Source organism: Citrobacter sp. XY323 (genome assembly GCF_025106035.1).
Classification (GTDB): Bacteria; Pseudomonadota; Gammaproteobacteria; order Enterobacterales; family Enterobacteriaceae; genus Citrobacter; species Citrobacter braakii.
This window is the reverse complement of the sequence record NZ_JANYUK010000007.1, coordinates 41,293-59,667: the sequence shown is the minus strand read 5'-3', so window position 1 is coordinate 59,667 and position 18,375 is coordinate 41,293. Positions and strand designations below refer to the sequence as shown.

Below are 18,375 nucleotides of genomic sequence, written 5' to 3'. Positions count from 1 at the left end.
GGCGCGGATATTATTTATTTGCGAAAAATAAGTAAACAAAATTTTTTGGCATGATTGAATGGCTTTGGAAGGTGTTTTTATATATATCTTAACAAAAGTGTATACATTGTTATCAATAATTCGTTGGGGCGATTTACGCTGCTTTTAACAAAATTTTAATGCTGTCATTTATTCTCTTCTCTTTATTTTAAATTGATGTGTTGGTAAGCGCTGTAAACTCTGATGTTAAAGGTGTGTTCATGCAGAATGTTGACATTAGTAATATGTAACACGCATTTTCTCAATGATTGGCTATCGTTTTAATTGAAGTCATGCTTGCCGCTTCATCTCCTCGGATTTGCTACAATTATTTAAACTAAATTTTTTTTATTATTCGTTTTTTTTTGAATTTTGAGCGTGAAAATGAAAGCAATCGCATACTCTTCGTAAAATACCTTATTTATAATAAGGTTGCTAATCATTGCTTTGTAAATGTGTTACTAAGTTATTTTTATGGTGGGAATTATAAATAGACTTATTGATTTCTTCTGTCGCTCTCCAGGACTCTCATCACTGGCCGTAGCGCAACGAGGTTTGGACAAAGTATTGCTTTTTGTAAGGTTAAGCCGTTGTCAGGCGCTCATCATGTGATTCTAGCCGTGGTAGCTTATGAGTTGTGATCTGTCAATGACGTTTATGTTGCAATTAATCATGTTTTTTAAGGATGAAGTTAAAAAATATTACCAATAAATAATCATCTAAATCATTGGGTTGCATTTGTATGGTGCGAAACCCATCACATTGTATTACATTGTTTTTTACATTTAATGACGGTGTGCCATTGCGTTTTTAAGACTTGTGATATAATTAGCAACATAAATGAGGAAAAAAACAATTAAAAATCAATAAATAATGGGCTGAGATATGCTTAAAAAATCGCTAAAGATTAGCAGCCACGGATATCCAGTCTTTTTAAAGCTGGTCGATTTCATTGTAATCAATGCGACGTTAATTTTTAGCGCCCATCTGTTAGGTCTGGCGCCATTTAACACCATTGCCATTCTGAGTATTCTCTTCTCAGTCTTTTTCTTACTGTTTGCTGAATACATTAAAATGTATCAACAAAAGATTAAGACGATCGGTTTACGTAATCAAAAACGGTTGGTTTTTTGTACGCTGCTGGCGATTTTTCTGAACGAACTGGTCAGCATGACGGTGGCTGAACCCGAGTCTCTCGGCTACTTAGACAAACTGCCTTCCCCCTTTTATTCAGCGATTATTTACTGGTACTTCATCCCATTACCTTTTCTTTATTACATTCGCTTTTTCATTTTTAAATATTCAACGAAAAAGAGTATGCGCGTGGCGATTATTGGTCTGACCGACAATGGTCTGGCGGCAGAAAACGCGTTAATGGATGAATACGCTAATATCACATTGGATCTGGCTTTTTATGATGAGCGCGCCTTATCCCGCTGTGGCGATATCGTCGATAAGGTAAAAAGCCCCTTTCGTGGGCCGGTGATCAATCTGGTTGAGGAAGCCCGGCAGGGAAATATAGACGAAATCTACATCGCTTTACCGATGGTAGCTTTACAACGCATTCGTCATTTTTTGGCGATGATGTCAGACACCACCGTAGATACATATATAGTTCCTGACTTCTACACCTATAGTAACAACATGTCCAAGCTGCGCTCTATTCACAACCTGCAAACTATTGGCATTTTTAGTTCGCCGTTTGAAGGGGCGGGGTCGTTTATCAAGCGGGCGGAAGATTTGGTGCTTGGCAGCATCATTATGGTGATGATTTCTTCGCTAATGTTGGCCATTGCCATTGGAATCAAACTCACTTCCCGCGGGCCAGTCTTTTTCAAACAAGATCGGTATGGTCTTAGCGGGCAAAAAATTAAGGTCTGGAAGTTTCGCTCGATGCGCGTTATGGAGAACGCCGATACGGTTATTCAGGCCACTAAAAACGATCCGCGGGTAACCAAGTTTGGTAGTTTCTTACGCCGCACCTCACTGGATGAACTGCCGCAGTTTATCAATGTATTGCAGGGAAGTATGTCGATTGTCGGTCCCAGACCTCATGCGGTTACGCATAATGAGCAGTACCGTAAACAGGTCGAAAATTACATGATCCGCCATAAAGTTAAGCCTGGGATCACCGGGCTTGCGCAGATCAACGGTTTCCGCGGGGAAATCGATGCGCTTTATAAGATGGAAAAAAGGGTTCAGTACGATATTGAGTACATTCAAAACTGGTCTTTATGGTTGGATATAAAAATTATTATTAAAACTATTTTCAAAGGATTTATCGGTAAGAATGCATACTAAATTACTCGTGATTACCGGAATCGTGATATCGCAGCCCGTATGGGCTGATTTAACACCGAAATCACACATTGGCTTTGCGGGGATCGACTTCCAGGGCAAGGTCGCTGTGGACTATGGTTATAATGATAACGTGTCTTATCAGCCACATAGCAGAGATGCTATCGGTTCCTCGTTTCAGAGCGCAGCGCCCGTTTTGAGTATGATCGGAGAGCGCGGTCAGGATAAGTATTTACTGATGTACTCCGGTGATTATCGTAACTACTCAAGCGATTCCGCTGATAACTATAACGATCATTTTTTTCGTTTTAACGGTGCCTGGCGCTATGGGCTCAAGCACGGCTTAACACTCAATCTGGAGGATACGCTTGGGCACGAATCCCGCGGTCGAGGGATCACTGAGGGGTTTCTACCGGGTCAATTCGAGCAGTATGGGATTAAATCTCCGCTGACGACGAATTTTATTAACAGTGAATTGCGCTACAGCTTTGGCGCGCCGGATGGGCGCGGGAAAGCGGAACTGGCGTTGTTATACAAAAAACTGACGTTCGGCAATACGTCTGACGCCCAGGAGAGTAGTGAAGATTTCTACAATTACATTCAGGAACAGGAATGGCACGAAAATAGCCTGGTGGCAGAAATTTTTGACCAATACACATCCAGAACGCGTTTTCGCTATAGCTTTATTACTAACCAGCGTCACTATGATAACAACTCAGAAAAAGACACTAATGAGTATTATTTGCTGTATGGCCTGAAGTCGCAGTTGACGGGAAAAACCAATGTCGACATGAATATTTCATGGTTGTACAAGACATTTGAAAACAACGCAAACTCGCATGATTTTAATGGTCTAAACTGGGATATAAAAGGGGAGTGGAAGCCGTTACAGCAGTCTGTTTTCACGGTGCACTCAGCGCAAAGCATTAAAGACCCATCGGAAGTTGGGGGATATATTTTAGTCACCCAGTATGGTCTTTCTTACCAGCACTTCTGGTTAGGCAACCGTTTTTCTACCTTGCTGGATTACTCATACACTTCAGAAGACTATAAAAAACAGAATAAAGATCGGCATGATAAAGATGGGGTATTTAGCGTAACCATGAGCTATGACTACACGCCGTCGGTCAATTTTGAGATTAAATATCAAATAGATACGTTGAATTCGAATAAGGATACTGATTCGTTTTATATCGGTCCCAACGACAATCAGGAAGTCATCAGAACGTTGGGTTATGATAATTCTATGATTATGCTTAAAGCTAAGGTTCAGATCTAAAATGAAAATAATAGAACTGTGCGCGGTTTTGCTATTCAGTATCCTGATGGTCGGATGCACAACGTCCAGCCCGAGATTAATGGACGATCCTGCTACTGTTCAGCAGGATTACCGACTTGGGGCAGGGGATACTGTCAATATCGCTGTTCATGGTCAACCCGATATGACGATGCGGTTTATTTTGGATAAGAGTGGGGAGATTAATTTCCCGTTTGTTGGTGCTCTTATATTAAAAGATAAAACTGTTGAACAGGTGACTAACGAATTAACTCAACGCCTGACCGGAGATTATTTTACTACTCCGATGGTGACGGTGAGTATTGCCGAGTTCCGTAAATACTATGTTTCTGGCGAGGTGAAAAGTCCGAATGGATTCGCTTATGAGCCAGGACTTACCGTCGAGAAATCTATTGCGCAGGCGGGGGGGTTTACAGATCGTGCTGACCGTCAAGATATCAACATTCGCCTGTCAGGTAGCAATCAGCTGCTTGAGAATGTTGATTTAACGCACTCTGTTCATCCTGGGGATGTCGTGATTATTGGCATGGGGTTCTTCTGACGATGAAACTATCAATAGTGGAAAACGGCAAAAAACGAGAAAGCACTGTTGAATTCTCCCGCTTTGCCAAAGCGCTGAAAAAGAACGCCTGGAAAATCGCGCTGGCCGGTATCGTTGCCGGGGTCGTGGCTTATCCGTTAATCAGCATGATGTCCTCAAAGTATGTATCAACGGCGACGGTGCTGATTAAGGCGCAGGCCGATAACATTTCTCCGTTCCCACAGGTTGATGGTTTCGATTCAACGCGCAGTGGTTACTACGAAACGCAATATGCGTTGATGCATTCACGAATTGTGCTCGAGCAAGCCGTTCGCGATATGAAGCTGGATGAAAACCCGGCATTTACCGGGGAAAAAGCCGATGCTCAGGGCGCTGATAGCAGTGAAAGTCGGCAACTGAGAATGGAGCAGGCGCTGAAAACGTTGTCGAAAAACCTGAATGTCATCGGTATTCGGACAACGAACCTCGCCTCTATTACCTATGAATCGACTTCGCCCCAGGTTGCGGCTGATATCGCCAACGGCGTCGCGCAGGCTTTCATCAACTATACGCTGGAGCAAAAGCGTCAGAAAGTAGAGAAAGCCCGCGAACTGAATTATGAAAAAATGGAAGAGATTCAGAAGTCGATAGCGAAGCAAAAAGAAGAGATGGAAAGCTATCTGAAAAATGCCGGGCTGTTGACCTTTCGCGGTATCGATGGTTTTGAAACCGAGCAGTTAAGTATCGTGACCAATCGTCTGGCCGACGCGACCCAACGCCGTGTTGCCGCTGAATCCGTTTATAACGAGGTGAATGGAGCAGGGAAGTCCGCCGAGAGCGTTATCTCGCAGCCTTCGGTCTCTAACCATGCTCAGATTCAGGATCTGCGCATTGCGTTGATTCAGGCGCAGCGTACGTTGTCTGAACTGCGCAAAGTTTATGGGCCAAAAAACCCCGCCATTTTAAAAGCAGAGGCCGATGTTCAGTCGATCCAAAGCCAAACCGGACGGGTGTTGGGTGAGCTGAAAGTCGGCTTACGTCAGCAATATCTGGCGGCGCTGGCGGATGAAAAGAACTATCAGCAACAGGTGGAACAGCAGAAAGAGATCTTCCAGAAAATGGCGTCAAAACGGGATGCCTGGAACGGCCAAAAACTGTCGTTAGATAAAATGGAAGACCTGTATAAATCGCTCTATCAGCGTACTCAGGAGCTGTCGCTGTCCGGCGTGAATGCCGATGCGGTGTTATACGATCCCGCAGTTCCCGCATTAAAACCGGCGAAGCCGAATAAATCACTGCTGTTGGTGATGGTGGTCATGCTGGTGGTCGTGTTCAGCATCATGTATTTCATTGTCAAAGCGGCGATGGATAACTCAATCGCCAGCCTGAGTCGCATGAAAAAGCGCCTCAACGTTACCCCGCTGGGCGAAATCCGTCGTTTTAGTGGAACCTCAGGGCGTGCGCAAGTGCGGGACATGATCCTGAAGAACCCGCTGAATGCCGATATTGTGCACGGTATCCGTACCCGGATTATGCTGGATAATCGTCCATTACAGACGCTCGCCGTGGCATCGACGGAACACGGTGATGGGCGTTCTTTGTTGGCGAATCTGTTAGCGAACTCCTTTAGTTTTGACCAGAAAACGCTGCTTATTGATGCGGATTTCTTTAATACGGGCGGGCTTTCTTCTGAACTGGCATCACCTACATCCGCAGGCCTGGCTGAGCTGCTGCGCGGAGAGACTCAGCTGGAACAGGCGCGGATCACGCTCAGTGATAATCTCGACTTTATTGCGCACGGCAAGAGCACCATCTCTTCTTTACTGATGTTGTCGTCGGAGCATGTTGAACCCTTAATGCGCGAACTGAAATCGCATTATCAGCGCATCATTATTGATGTTGCTGCTGTGAATCAGAGTCAGGATGTTCAACTGATCAAACGTGCCGTCGATGGGGTTGTTTTCATTGTGAAAGCCGGGGTGGAGTCGGCGGGACACATCGCCAGCGCGCTGGATAAGATTGAGGAAAATAACGGCGTGGTGATTGGCGCGGTACTCAATGCGGTTGAAGAAAAAGATCTTGAAACCCAGGAGGGTCTGCGTTCACTTAACTTCAGTACCGATCAACTGATGACGACGCCAGGCCGGGTATGAGTCTACTGAAGAGCGCTTCCACGATAGCCGGTTCATCAGTCATCTCGCAGTTGATTGGTGCGCTGTCTATCTGGTTGATTTCGCACAAGTACGATATGGCTGAGGTGGGGCTTTATGCGCTCAATTACAGCATCGCCGTGGTGGGCGCGCAGGTGTGCACCTTTGCATCGCAGCTTTTAATTCCAAAACAGCACGACGACGAACTGGTACAGAACGTCGTTTTTTGCCTGATCCAAAGCACGATCATTGCCTTACCGTACGCCGTACTGACAGCGTGGCTGTTTCACCAGAACATCCTGTTCCTCTATTTGCTGACGCTGGCGACGGCGTGGGTTTTAATCTCGGAAAACCTGTCGCTGCGCACGGCCAATTTTCGTTTTCTGATTTTCCAGCGCATCTCTGTCTCTGTGGTGGTATTACTTTCGGTTCTGGTTACGCATCAGGTGCAACTGTTTTATTGGTCATGGGCCTGCGCGACGATGGTGCTGACCATAAGCTGTATTTTGCATTCATTTGATATTCGTTCCGTGGCGGCCAGACATTTGCGACCTGCCAGTAACTGGCATTTTTTCAAACAGAATATCCATCACATTACCAAAGTCGGTAGTGCGGAAGTGCTGGCGATGGCCAGCAGTAATTTGCCGATTATGTTGATTAACTTTTGGTTCTCGGCGCTGACGGCAGGTTATTTTTCCGTGGTTAGCCGCTTTTGCCTGGCGCCGGTGGTGATCATCGGCAACGCAGTGCGCAATACTATTTTTTCCAAGTGGTCTATCGACTTCAGAAATAATACCTTTAATTATCATGAATATACCAGGGTGCGGATGCTACTGTTGGTTCTGGGGGGTATCTGTACTCTCGGGGTGTTTATTTTCTATCCAATAGTGATGCGTCTGGGCTTTAGTGAAGACTGGATTAACTCCATTGAGACGTCGCGCTACATGTTGCCCTATTTATTCCCGGCGCTGGCGATAAGCCCTCTGACGGTGATTGAGCTTATTTTTGGTTCCCACCGCTATTTTCTGCGTATCCAACTGGAACAGCTGGCGATTGTGTTATTCGCATTTGTCGTCATTCCCTATTTTCATAAAGATTATGCTACGTCGGTTATCCTGTTTTCTTCACTGACATTTATTCGCTACGCCTTCATTTATCTGAAAATGAATAAGCGAGCCAATCTTCTGAAAGACAAGCCGGTGATACTATGACGCTGAATACCGGATACTATTTACAGGTTTTTAGCTTTGTCACGCTGATCCTGTGTGGCCTGGTGCAATACTTTACCGGCATGCAGTCGGTGCTATGGATCCCCTTTTTCCTGACCCTGTTGATGGTGGGATTATTGGTGATGCAGACGCGTGATGGCTCGCTGCAGCTGGATGCGCAGGAGACGATTGTCCTGGCGTTGTATTTTTCGTTCCTGATACTGGCCGGAACATCGACGCTGATTCAGGGCGGGATCACCGTCGCGATTGTGGCATTTAAAAATGAAATCGCATTGTCACTGGTGATGATCTGTTTGCTGCTGGGATTTTGCCGGGAGTCGCAGGTTTACCGTGCAACGCGCTATCTGTACTGGGTGTTTTACGCGCAAATCCCGGTAATGATTTATCAGGTTTTGCTGGTCGTTCCCCAGCGCGTTGCGGTGCGTGGCGAAGATGAGAAATGGGACTCCGTGGTTGGTACGTTTGGCGGTGACCCCATGGGGGGCGGTAACACTGCTGCGATGGGCCTGTTTTGCCTGTTGATTATGTTGTTAAAAGTCTCTGAGTATAAGCACGGGTTGACCTCGTTCAAGTCCATGGCGTTGCACATTGTTCTTGGGATCGGGCTATGTATTATTGGTGAAGTGAAGTTCGTCATTCTGCTGTCACCTCTGTTCCTCGCGTGGGTGTGGATCTCACCGAGCTACGTCAAAGACGTCAGTAAGGTTAATCTGAAAACGCTGTTGGTTATTGTGGCGGGCATGCTGCTGCTTATTAGCCTGTCGATAGTGATCCTCGCGTACTATTATTCTTCCGCGTTTGGCGGCGATCCGTCGAAAAGCTCGTTAAGCATTTTCATCGACTCCTTAAGCTATATCTTTGACCCGAACTACATTATGTCTACCGGGGAGTTAGGGCGCTTTACGACGTTCCTGTTCTGGTTGAAAAATAACGATCTGTGGGGGCTTTCAGGAACGTTATTTGGGTACGGGCTCAACGCCACAAACAGCGGGAGTACGGTGTCGCCGGGCTTTTTGAATATCATTTATAACTTAATTCTCGACTCGACTTCCCTGAGTATGCTGCTGTGGGAAGTCGGGGTGATCGGCACGTTACTTTTTATTAGCTTATTCATTTATATCCTGAAAGTTTGTCAGCCAAAGCCATTACTGACGCTTGAACAACTGGACCAGCAGGATCTTCAGTTGCTGAGCTTTGCACCGGCGTTTAACGCTTTTGCTATCAGTTGCTTAATTAGCTTACCTTACAGCCAGATACTGATGATTACACCGATGTTACAATTCCTGTTCTATTTATCACTAGGATCAAGTTTAGTGATTCGTCGAACCGTCCTTCGCTGTGTAGGGTAATTGTATGGACCAAAAACCGTTTATTTCAGTGAGTATTAAAACACTCAATGAATCTGAATGTATTGAGAAAACGATAGACAGTATCCGCAGACAGCTTATTGATTATCCACATAAAATTATAGTGGCAGATAGCCTGTCAACGGATAACACCCAACAGCTTGCGATCGATAAAGGGGTGACCGTGGTCTCTTTAACTGACCCAGGCGATCGCTGCTGCGGCGTCGGGCATCAGTTAGGTTATCTGTATAGTGAAGGGGAATATCTGTTGCTGATGGACGGCGACATGGAGCTGGAAGAGGGCTTTGTGGATCAGGCTGTCGCTTTTTTGCAGGCTGAGCCGGAATATGCAGGTGTCGCGGGAACCGTTGAAATGGACGATGCCGTTAACTATGAATTTAAATCGCGTAAGCAGCGTATTAGTAAAATCTATCCGCTTGGAGATAGCGACCATTTAGGCGGTGGTGGGTTATATCGCCGCTCTGCGATTGAGAAAATTGGTTATCTCACCAACCGTAATTTGCACGCTTATGAAGAAGCCGAACTTGGCCTGCGTTTGCTCGATGCGGGTTATAAACTACGCCGTCTGAATATTCCGTATTTTATTCATACTTCGCATACCATGCCGACCTTTCAGATGCTGAAGCACCGCTGGAAAAGTGGATACTATCAGGCACCGGGCGAGCTTTTACGTTGTGCATGGGGAAAACCTTATTTCGGCAAAGCGTTAAAAATGGTTAAGAACGAGGCGATTTTTTCTGTGTATCTGATTGCCTTGTTTATTGCGGCGGTGACCTTCAACCTCGAACTTTTCGATATTGCATTTCTACCCTTGCTTGCCTTTATTATCTTGAAAACCGTGCAGAATCGATCGTTATTGAACGGATTGCAGAGCGTAATGAACCTGGCCGTGCTTTCTGCGGGACTTGTTAAAGGGTTGACTAAACCAGTACGCGATCCGTTGACTCCGCCTGACAGTAAAATCATTCATGAATAACTAAGGCTGGCGCAATGAAAGTTTTATTAGTGAATAAGTTTTTTTTCATTAAAGGCGGCGCGGAAACCGTTTATTTTCAAGAGCGCGAGATGCTGAAACAGGCCGGAGTACAGGTTATTGATTTCTCGATGCAGCATGAGAACAATTTCCCTTCGGACTATGCGGATTATTTCGTCAGCAATGTGGACTACCACCAAGAGCGCAATCTGCTGGGCGGGCTCAAAACGGCGGTTAACTTTATTCATAATTCGCAGGCCTGCAAAAAGATGCTGGCGCTACTACAAAAAGAGCGTCCGGATATCGTCCACTTCCATAACATTTACCATCAGTTAACGCCGGCGTTGATTAAAGTGGCCCGCAATTTTGGCTGCAAAACGGTGCTGACCGCGCATGACTATAAAATCGTCTGTCCTGCCTATTCCATGCTGCGCGACGGTAAAGTGTGTGATTCCTGTATTACCGGGACGGTTTTCAATGCCTTCAGGTATCGTTGCCAGGAAGGCTCCGCTTCAAAAAGCCTCCTGCTCTCTTTAGAGGCGACCTGGCAGTATATTGCGCAAAATTACCAGGCGCTGGATGTGATCGTTTCGCCGAGCGTCTTTTTACGCGGCGTATTGTTGCGTACGCTGCCGAATTCGCGCATTGATGTCATCGTCAATGGCGTTGATGACAGCCGTCCTCTGGGGGAGTTAAGCGATGCGGGCTATATGCTGTACTTCGGTCGCCTGAGCCGTGAAAAGGGCGTGGCAACGTTATTGGCGGCGCATGAGAAAATGCAGAACAAAGCACCGCTGAAAATTGTGGGTCATGGTCCCCTGCACGATGAATTAGTCGCTCAATACCCGGACGTTGAGTTTTTAGGTTATGTGCAACAAGGGGAAGCTCTCGATAACCTTATTAAGCATGCGCGGGCAGTGATCCTTCCTTCAGAATGCTATGAAAACTGTTCTATGGCGATATTAGAGGCGATGTCCTTAGGCAAGCCGGTGATCGGATCGCGCATCGGCGGCATCCCGGAACAAATTCGTGATGGTATCGAAGGGATTTTATTCGAACCTGGCAATGCGCAGGAGTTAGCAAATGCGCTGGATGCACTGGCCGACTCGCCAGAGAAGGCGCGGGTCATGGGCTTACAGGGTCGTGCGCGATTGAGTGAAAAATATGCGCTGAGTAAACATATGGATACTCTACTGGCGCTCTATAAAGAACTGCTGAGCAGGCCATAGTATGAGTAAAAAAATAACGGTTTTTGGTACGCGTGGTATTCCCGATGTATTGGGCGGGGTGGAGACACACTGTCAGAATCTATATCCTGCCATTAAGCAGCAGTTGGACGTTGATATTTGCGTGATTGCACGCTCGCCGTATGTAAATTACAAACGATCGTTATATAAGAAAGTTGAAACCTACGCGCTGTGGGCACCCAAAAAGCGCTCGCTGGAAGCGATTGTCCATTCTGTTTTAGCGGCATTTAGGACAAGTATCGACCATTCGGATATTGTGCATGTCCATGCTATCGGGCCTGGGCTTGTGATCCCATTATTACGCATGTTAGGGAAGAAGGTGGTGTTCACCCACCATGGACCTGATTACGATCGTCAAAAATGGGGATTCGTTGCCAAAAAAATATTGCTGCTGGGTGAGCGTTGGGCAGTGAGATATGCCAACGAAGTGATTGTGATTTCTGAGGTTATTAATCAACTGATCCAGAAAAAACACGCTCGCTATGATGCGCATTTAATTCACAATGGCGTCAACGAGCCGCGGTCGTTATCTGCGCTGACCATCGACAATACGCTCTCCCGCTTTGGGCTGCAGCCGAAAAACTACCTCGTGGTGGTTGGGCGATTTGTGGAAGAAAAAGGGATGCATGATGCCATCGCCGCCTATCAGCGCAGCGGTTTAACTATGCCGTTAGTGTTAATTGGCGATGCGGATCATCCGACCGAATACAGCATTCGCCTCAAAAAGCTTGCCGCGGACACCCCTGGCGTTGTGATGACGGGGTTCTTGCGTGGTGATGAGCTTCAGGCGGTGTTTTCCCAGGCACAGCTGTTTGTGATGCCTTCATACCATGAAGGATTGCCCATTGCGCTGCTGGAAGCGATGTCATTTTCTCTTCCTGCCGTCGTCAGTGATATTCCGGCTAACCTCGAAGTTCAACTGCCGTCCGAGGCCTATTTTAAGGTGGGGGATGTGACCAGCCTGGCCGAAAAATTAACCGAGTGGGCGGCAACCAATAGCGTGGACTATCGTGTATATTTGCAAAACTATAACTGGCATGAAATCGCCAAAAAGACGATTAACGTCTATCACTCAATTGATAAAGATATAGGTTAATTTTGACCAGTCCTCAAAATCGTCCTCCCGTCATCGAACGATTTTATGCTCATCTTGACGAGCCGATTGCGCAAGAGTTGACCCCTGAACAAAAAGAAGGGGTGGAAAAAGCGATCCTGGCTTCGACTCTGACTTCTCGGCATCAGATCGATATTCGCCGAAGCTTTCCCTTTTTCAGTAAACGCTATTATCTGGTTTTTTTGTTTGGCAGAGATTTGCGTCGGCAGCATCGTCAGGAATCGACCCTGTCGAGAATATTGCTCACTTTTTTGCTGCTGATTGCCGTGTTGTTCGTTACCTGCTGCGTGTTGCTGACGCTGTATATGATCAAATCAGCATTAGGTATTGATGTGTTCCAAAATTTTCATGTGGGTATATGGGACTGGTGGTTAAGCCTGAAAAACCGCTAGCGTAAACAAACCTGTGGAGGGCGTCACTGCGATGAAGTGTAAATGGGTTTCTGCGCTGTTGTTGATGTCCTTTCCGTTGGCGGTTATGTCCGCATTAACGACCGTAACCCCCAAAGCATTAACGGGCCCGCTAACCAATCCGGGGATTGGCGTGGCAAGTTTCCATCAGGGGTACGGTGAAACGCTGGGTCTGGCGGACTATCCCAATACCGGATTTGAATACGAGCGATTTTACTGGCGAGAGCTGGAGCCTGTTGAAGGTCAGTATAATTTTGCGCTGGTGGATGATGCCTTCAAATACGCGGCAGCGCATCGTCCCGCGATGAATGTCGGGCTGCGGTTTATGGTGCTTGCCGATCCGGGGGATGGCACAAAAATTCCCGATTGGCTGATTAAAAAAGGCGTGAAAGGCAGCTGGACGCCCGATAATAAAACATTTATTCCGGATTTAAGCGACCCGCTGTTTATTGAGTACAGCCAGCGTCTGCTGAATGCATTTGGAAAACGCTACGACGGTAATGAGAATCTCGCTTTTGTGGATATCGGCATGGTGGGGGCCTGGGGGGAATGGCATAACAGCAATTTCCCTGATCTGAAACCACTGTTGGAGCAGTACACCACCGCGCAGTTAGACCGCTACGTCGCAATGCACTTTTCTGCCTTCCCTTCGACGCCGAAAATAATGTTGATGAGCGGTGGGCAAAGCCTGGCGAATGCGGTGGCGCGAGGGGCTGGATGGCGGGCGGATTGCTGGGGTGACCTGCGCGTATTTTCGGACTCCTGGAGCCATATGACCGATGATTACCCGCAGCGATTACTGGCAGCACAGCAGAGCTATTCAGGGTTTAACGATGCCTGGAAACGTGCGCCGGTCAGTCTGGAAATCTGTTCATATATGCAGGACTGGAAGAACACCTTCCACTATACGCGTGCCGAAGTGCAGGGCATTTTTGACTGGGCTGTCAAGCAGCACGCCAGCACGATCAACCTGAAATCGAGAGCGATACCCAGCGATTATCGACCGATTGTTGACGACGCGCTGACCAAACTGGGCTATCGGTTTCGCTTAGCGTCTTTGAGCCATGAGTCCGTGTGGGACGGCGGTCAAACGTTGAGGTTGAACAGTACCTGGTATAACGAAGGTATCGCACCGATTTATCTGCCCTACACGCTGGCATTTCGTGTGGTGGATAGCGCCAATCAGGTAGTGGCGCAGGGGAATGCGGCGGATGATATACGACGTTGGCTCCCGGGCGTTTATCAGGTTAGCTACGCATTGCCCATGCCGGGCCGACTGGCGAAAGGGCAATACGCCATTGAGGTTTCGATGCTGGATAAATCCGGGGCGGCAAGAATTAACTTTGCCAACGAAGGAATGCAGAGCAGCGGCTGGTATCGCGTATCAACGATAACGGCACGCTAACCCGTCATGGCAACGAGCCAGAGGCTCAGGCTCGTTGCCGGGTACATCAGATGTTATAACCATTCGGGTTGTTTTTTTGCCAGTTCCAGGTGTCACGCATCATTTCATCAAGGTTGTAGATGGCCTTCCAGCCTAACTCTTTGTATGCCAGTGACGGGTCAGACCAACATTCGGCAATGTCGCCGGGCCTTCTGTCGACAAACTGATAGCTTATTTTTTTCTGCGCCGCTTTTTCAAACGCCTCAATCAGATTAATCACGGAATAACCGACCCCGGTACCGAGATTAATCACCTTGTAGGCTGCGCCTTTGTTCTGGCTATCCAGCGCGGCTAAATGGCCGGTCGCCAAATCCATGACGTGGATATAATCACGAACGCCGGTGCCGTCGGGGGTTGGATAGTCATTACCGTACACCGACACGGTTTTCAGCTTACCAATCGCAACCTGGGAGATGTACGGCACCAGGTTATTGGGGATACCGTTGGGATCCTCACCAATCCGACCCGATGGATGGGCGCCGACTGGGTTAAAATAGCGCAGGCAGGTAATGCGGAAATCGGGCTGCGCGCGGGAGAAATCGGCCAGAATCTGTTCGACCATTAATTTAGAGGTACCGTACGGATTGGTGGTACCCCCCGTACGCGATTGCTCGCTCAGCGGCACGCTTTCCGGATTACCGTATACCGTAGCTGATGAGCTAAAAATGAATCGATTAACGCCTGCGGCCAGCATCTCATCCAGTAAAACCAGCGTTCCAGTGACGTTGTTTTCGTAGTAAGCAAGGGGTTCTTTTATCGACTCGGAAACCGATTTGAGGCCCGCAAAATGAATGACATCGGTGATGTTATGGTTGGCGAAAATGTTTTTTAATGCCTGCCTGTCGAGAACATCAGCGATATAGACAATGGGTTCCCTTCCTGTGAGTTCCGCGACCCTGACCAGCGAGATACGGCTGGCGTTTGCCAGATTATCGATGACAACGACATCATCGCCTCTTTCCAGTAGCGTTAAAACAGTATGTGAACCAATATAACCTGCACCACCAGTGACAAGAATAGCCATATGGACTCCAGAAAAATGCTAAAAACCCGAGCGATTTTCCACCAATACCACCCAAGGATCCAGGGGATCAGTTATTTTGCCGGGAAAGGTATACGTTTCTATATTTAATCATACACTTATATGATATTTTTTTAAAGATTGCCAACAGACTGAACTTATTTATTTTTGTATCATAGGCAATATAATTACTTGAGAAATTTAGCGTGTGAACGCCGTCACTGTGGTTGATCGACGAATTGATTTGTTCGATCAGATTCTCATCAAAATTAGCGTAATTCAGTGTGACTAATTCTTTGATGTAGATAGATTTTCCATATGTTTCAGGTGTGCATTCCTGGGTTAAGAAATACATTTTGTTATCGACAAGATAAGGCGCACCCGCTCCCCGATGATGATGATTGCTCACCTTCAATGCAGGAGTAATTCTCTGCCACTGTCCGTGGAGATGCTCGGCCGAATGAATAATTATTTTATTATCCATGGTGGTCGAAATAAGATAGCAGGTCTCATTCATTGAAAGAAAAATGTTATCTGTCACTTCGGTATCAGAGATTAGAACTTTAATTTTCTTCCAGCGTGTAGGAAACTCTACTGACTGAAACAGTATCACTTCTTTTCTTTCTGATGATTCAGGAATCATGAAGAGCTGATCGTTAATATTAATCAGGAAAGGAAATGACAAATGACACATCAGGTCGTCAAAACCTTCAAGTTTCACGTCATCAATTTCAACCAGTTCACGATCAAGAATACGGCATCGGAGCGTGCCTTTCGAGTTGCGAAAGCTAAAAGCTTCATAAAAGACAAACAGTTTATCATCTTTTTCAATAAGAAAAGGATCAGCCTGAAACGTATATTTCTTTTTTAACTGCTGTGCAGCGGATTTACTTAATATATCCAGTGTATTATTCGGGAATAAGTGTGTACCATGATCCTTAATAATCATGATATCCCATGATTCATGATAGAATAACATGTTTATCATTCGTTTTAATTTCGCTTGCATTTGCGTCAGCTCCTTTTTATCGCCTGCACCATTATCAGAATTGATATCGCTGCTAGATAATTTTGATAAAACACTCAGGTGAAAAGCTGTTTTAACTCTAAATTCATGCAATCTGTTGCAATACTGAATGGATGAGCTAAGGCCAATGCAAAAGCAAAACATCAACGGCTATTTAAAAACTAGCTGCAAGTGCGTTTTTTGTCTATAGCACAAAAGTAGGTAAAAGCTCTCCAGAGCATCCTTGCTCCAGTGGACGATTTACTCGAAATGCACCTGCGGGTTATCAGCAAGGGAAACGTAGGTTTTGCTGTTTTTATCCAGGGTACGGATTTCACCGCTTTCGATGTCATATACCCAGCCGTGCAGACGAAGCGCATTATTTCGCAGCCCAACCGCGACGCAAGGATGCGTTTTAATATTATTGAGCTGTGCGATAACGTTTTCTTCCACCATGGCGTTAACTTTATCGATTGGGTTATCCCAGGTTTTCTTCTCAACCACGGCTTTCGCGGCATCGGCATAGTGCAACCAGTGAGCCACAGCGGGCATCGGATCCAGAGGCTGGCTATCGGCAATGGCTTTCATCGCGCCGCAGTTGGAGTGTCCGCAGATGACGATATCCGTCACGCCAAGTGCGACAACCGCGTATTCAATCGTAGCAGATACGCCACCGGGTTCCGGTCCAAAAGACGGAACGATATTACCGGCGTTGCGGATAACGAAAAGCTGTCCGGGCTCTTGCTGAGTAACGAGTTCTGGCACCAGGCGGCTATCGGAACAGGAGATGAAAAGCGCTTTGGGATTCTGGCTGGATGCCAGGCTGCGAAAGAGTTCCTTACGTTGAGGGAAAATCTCTTTTTGGAAGTTGAGGAAGCCCTCAATGATATGTTGCATAGCAGTGTCTCTTTTCTCTGTTTAAGCAGGTTATGATGAAGATCACACTTTCCAGTTTAACACCAGCCGACAGAACGGAAAAACTTTATAGCAGTTCTGCAACATCTTTGTATAGTTTTGCCCCACCGTGGCGAGGCAAAGAGTGTGATGCGCGCTATGCGTTCTGTCGTTTTTGGTACGCCGCTTTCAGTCGGTTCATCGCTTCTACCAGTACCGAGCGCGGGCACCCAACGTTGAGTCTCATGTGACCCTCTCCGCCGGGGCCATATTGTGCGCCTGGTGACAGACCCAGTTTTGCTTCCTGCACAAAAAATGCGCTTAGCTGTTCATCGCTAAGATTCATTTTTTCCGCGTTCAGGAACAGAAGATACGATGCGCCGCCATACACAATGGAGATTAAGGGACAGTGCTTTTCAATTTCACTTTTAACAAACGCCACATTGTCGGCCAGGTAGGCTAATAATTTTTGGTGCCAGTCGCCACAATGGGTAAAGGCGCTGTAAATGGCCGCCTGCTGTAATGAATGTGTCTCGGCCAGGTAGCAGTTATCCAGGAAACCATAGAACTGATGGCGTAATTCATCATTTTTAATAATGGCAATTCCGCCCTGGATCGCCGCCGTATTGAAGGTTTTACTGATTGAGGTCAGCACGATTGACTGACTCCCTGTCGCTTCGTCTAAAGTAAAAAACGGCAGATGGCGCTTGCCTGGCAGGGTTAAATCACTATGCACTTCATCGGAGAGAATAATGACGCCAGCTTGCTGACAATAATGACTTACTTTTTCCAGCGTTTCCCGCGACCACACCATACCGCCCGGATTATGCGGCGAAGGGAAAAGAAACATTTTGCACTGCTTGAGTTTTTCGCTGAAATCATGCCAGTCAAATTCGTAATGACCATCTTTCTCAATGAGGCGCGTTTGAATCAAATTCCTGCCGCTGGTATTTACCAGATTAGGGTAGGGGTCATATATTGGCGTACAGGTTAAAATATTATCACCTGATCGGGTAAACACCATCAGAGAGAGCACAATAGTTTTTATGACGCCGGGAATAAAATGCAACCAGTGTGGCTTTATGTCGACATCATACTGTTGTGCATACCAATGAATAACGGACTCTTTCCATTGCGGATAATCCAGGTTGTAGCCTTGTACTGGCTGCGATACCACTGAACGCAGTGTGCTCATGATTGGCTCTGGCGTCACAAAATCCATATCTGCAATCCACAGCGGTAATACATCGGTGGTGCCGTACATCTGTTGTAATTGACCGTATTTACGGCAATTAACATCCCTTATGACAATATCATCAAACAAAGACATTGCTGACTCCTGGACAGTCTCTGAAAAATAGTTTAAGCAACGCAACAGTGAAGAATA

General features: G+C 46.6%; 15 protein-coding genes. 11 read left to right on the top strand and 4 right to left on the bottom strand.

Translation table 11 applies throughout. The features are described from left to right. The first annotated feature begins 903 nt into the window (after positions 1–903). The 11 genes from N0B36_RS12190 to N0B36_RS12140 are packed head-to-tail and all read left to right on the top strand — an operon-like array spanning position 904 to position 14,028. Complete coding sequence (locus N0B36_RS12190; RefSeq protein ID WP_259688196.1) at positions 904–2,319, top strand: undecaprenyl-phosphate glucose phosphotransferase; 1,416 nt, start codon at positions 904–906, stop codon at positions 2,317–2,319. Next, a complete protein-coding gene (locus tag N0B36_RS12185) occupies positions 2,309–3,595 on the top strand; it encodes an outer membrane beta-barrel protein (protein WP_019077511.1) in 1,287 nt (428 codons plus the stop codon). Before N0B36_RS12190 ends, N0B36_RS12185 begins: the two co-directional genes overlap by 11 nt. Before the next feature lies 1 nt (position 3,596). Beyond that, the gene (locus N0B36_RS12180; RefSeq protein WP_016154118.1) at positions 3,597–4,154 is read left to right on the top strand and encodes a polysaccharide biosynthesis/export family protein; all 558 of its coding nucleotides are present in this window, start codon (positions 3,597–3,599) and stop codon (positions 4,152–4,154) included. A gap of 2 nt (positions 4,155–4,156) precedes the next feature. Further along, positions 4,157–6,286 carry a tyrosine-protein kinase domain-containing protein gene (locus tag N0B36_RS12175; protein WP_103847965.1) on the top strand — a complete coding sequence of 710 codons (2,130 nt, stop codon included), beginning with the start codon at positions 4,157–4,159 and terminating at the stop codon, positions 6,284–6,286. After that, positions 6,283–7,494 carry a lipopolysaccharide biosynthesis protein gene (locus N0B36_RS12170; RefSeq protein WP_200079748.1) on the top strand — a complete coding sequence of 404 codons (1,212 nt, stop codon included), beginning with the start codon at positions 6,283–6,285 and terminating at the stop codon, positions 7,492–7,494. Before N0B36_RS12175 ends, N0B36_RS12170 begins: the two co-directional genes overlap by 4 nt. Then, positions 7,491–8,861, top strand: coding sequence for a hypothetical protein (locus N0B36_RS12165; protein WP_047499493.1), 1,371 nt, complete (start codon positions 7,491–7,493; stop codon positions 8,859–8,861). The genes N0B36_RS12170 and N0B36_RS12165 overlap by 4 nt, the downstream gene beginning before the upstream one ends. A 4-nt stretch (positions 8,862–8,865) precedes the next feature. Beyond that, entirely contained in the window at positions 8,866–9,855 is a 990-nt protein-coding gene (locus N0B36_RS12160; protein ID WP_049282762.1) for a glycosyltransferase family 2 protein, read from the top strand. Positions 9,856–9,869: 14 nt separating this feature from the next. Then, positions 9,870–11,081, top strand: coding sequence for a glycosyltransferase family 4 protein (locus N0B36_RS12155; RefSeq protein ID WP_259688195.1), 1,212 nt, complete (start codon positions 9,870–9,872; stop codon positions 11,079–11,081). A 1-nt stretch (position 11,082) separates the two neighbouring features. Then, a complete protein-coding gene (locus N0B36_RS12150; RefSeq protein ID WP_016157268.1) occupies positions 11,083–12,195 on the top strand; it encodes a glycosyltransferase family 4 protein in 1,113 nt (370 codons plus the stop codon). Positions 12,196–12,197: 2 nt separating this feature from the next. Next, entirely contained in the window at positions 12,198–12,605 is a 408-nt protein-coding gene (locus N0B36_RS12145; protein WP_047358835.1) for a hypothetical protein, read from the top strand. Between the two features lie 31 nt (positions 12,606–12,636). Further along, positions 12,637–14,028: a DUF4832 domain-containing protein gene (locus tag N0B36_RS12140; RefSeq protein ID WP_259688194.1), complete on the top strand. Its 1,392-nt coding sequence runs from the start codon at positions 12,637–12,639 to the stop codon at positions 14,026–14,028. A gap of 46 nt (positions 14,029–14,074) precedes the next feature. Here the strand turns inward: N0B36_RS12140 and galE are convergent, their stop codons facing one another. The 4 genes from galE to N0B36_RS12120 all read right to left on the bottom strand — a co-directional run bounded on the left by galE (position 14,075) and on the right by N0B36_RS12120 (position 18,318). Next, complete coding sequence (gene galE, locus N0B36_RS12135) at positions 14,075–15,091, bottom strand: UDP-glucose 4-epimerase GalE (RefSeq protein WP_259688193.1); 1,017 nt, start codon at positions 15,089–15,091, stop codon at positions 14,075–14,077. A 67-nt stretch (positions 15,092–15,158) separates the two neighbouring features. Further along, on the bottom strand, positions 15,159–16,097 hold the full coding sequence (locus tag N0B36_RS12130) for a hypothetical protein (RefSeq protein WP_259688192.1): 939 nt from the start codon (positions 16,095–16,097) through the stop codon (positions 15,159–15,161). A gap of 258 nt (positions 16,098–16,355) precedes the next feature. Continuing rightward, positions 16,356–16,991, bottom strand: coding sequence for a carbonic anhydrase (locus N0B36_RS12125; protein WP_016154107.1), 636 nt, complete (start codon positions 16,989–16,991; stop codon positions 16,356–16,358). 154 nt (positions 16,992–17,145) lie between these two features. Further along, positions 17,146–18,318 carry a MalY/PatB family protein gene (locus N0B36_RS12120; protein WP_259688191.1) on the bottom strand — a complete coding sequence of 391 codons (1,173 nt, stop codon included), beginning with the start codon at positions 18,316–18,318 and terminating at the stop codon, positions 17,146–17,148. Positions 18,319–18,375: the final 57 nt, after the last annotated feature.

Bases quoted from the DNA above. Each gene is read 5' to 3' on its own strand.
- N0B36_RS12190 (WP_259688196.1), top strand. From the start codon at position 904: ATGCTTAAAAAATCGCTAAAGATTAGCAGCCACGGATATCCAGTCTTT.
- N0B36_RS12185 (WP_019077511.1), top strand. From the start codon at position 2,309: ATGCATACTAAATTACTCGTGATTACCGGAATCGTGATATCGCAGCCC.
- N0B36_RS12180 (WP_016154118.1), top strand. From the start codon at position 3,597: ATGAAAATAATAGAACTGTGCGCGGTTTTGCTATTCAGTATCCTGATG.
- N0B36_RS12175 (WP_103847965.1), top strand. From the start codon at position 4,157: ATGAAACTATCAATAGTGGAAAACGGCAAAAAACGAGAAAGCACTGTT.
- N0B36_RS12170 (WP_200079748.1), top strand. From the start codon at position 6,283: ATGAGTCTACTGAAGAGCGCTTCCACGATAGCCGGTTCATCAGTCATC.
- N0B36_RS12165 (WP_047499493.1), top strand. From the start codon at position 7,491: ATGACGCTGAATACCGGATACTATTTACAGGTTTTTAGCTTTGTCACG.
- N0B36_RS12160 (WP_049282762.1), top strand. From the start codon at position 8,866: ATGGACCAAAAACCGTTTATTTCAGTGAGTATTAAAACACTCAATGAA.
- N0B36_RS12155 (WP_259688195.1), top strand. From the start codon at position 9,870: ATGAAAGTTTTATTAGTGAATAAGTTTTTTTTCATTAAAGGCGGCGCG.
- N0B36_RS12150 (WP_016157268.1), top strand. From the start codon at position 11,083: ATGAGTAAAAAAATAACGGTTTTTGGTACGCGTGGTATTCCCGATGTA.
- N0B36_RS12140 (WP_259688194.1), top strand. From the start codon at position 12,637: ATGAAGTGTAAATGGGTTTCTGCGCTGTTGTTGATGTCCTTTCCGTTG.
- galE (WP_259688193.1), bottom strand. From the start codon at position 15,091: ATGGCTATTCTTGTCACTGGTGGTGCAGGTTATATTGGTTCACATACT.
- N0B36_RS12130 (WP_259688192.1), bottom strand. From the start codon at position 16,097: ATGCAAGCGAAATTAAAACGAATGATAAACATGTTATTCTATCATGAA.
- N0B36_RS12125 (WP_016154107.1), bottom strand. From the start codon at position 16,991: ATGCAACATATCATTGAGGGCTTCCTCAACTTCCAAAAAGAGATTTTC.
- N0B36_RS12120 (WP_259688191.1), bottom strand. From the start codon at position 18,318: ATGTCTTTGTTTGATGATATTGTCATAAGGGATGTTAATTGCCGTAAA.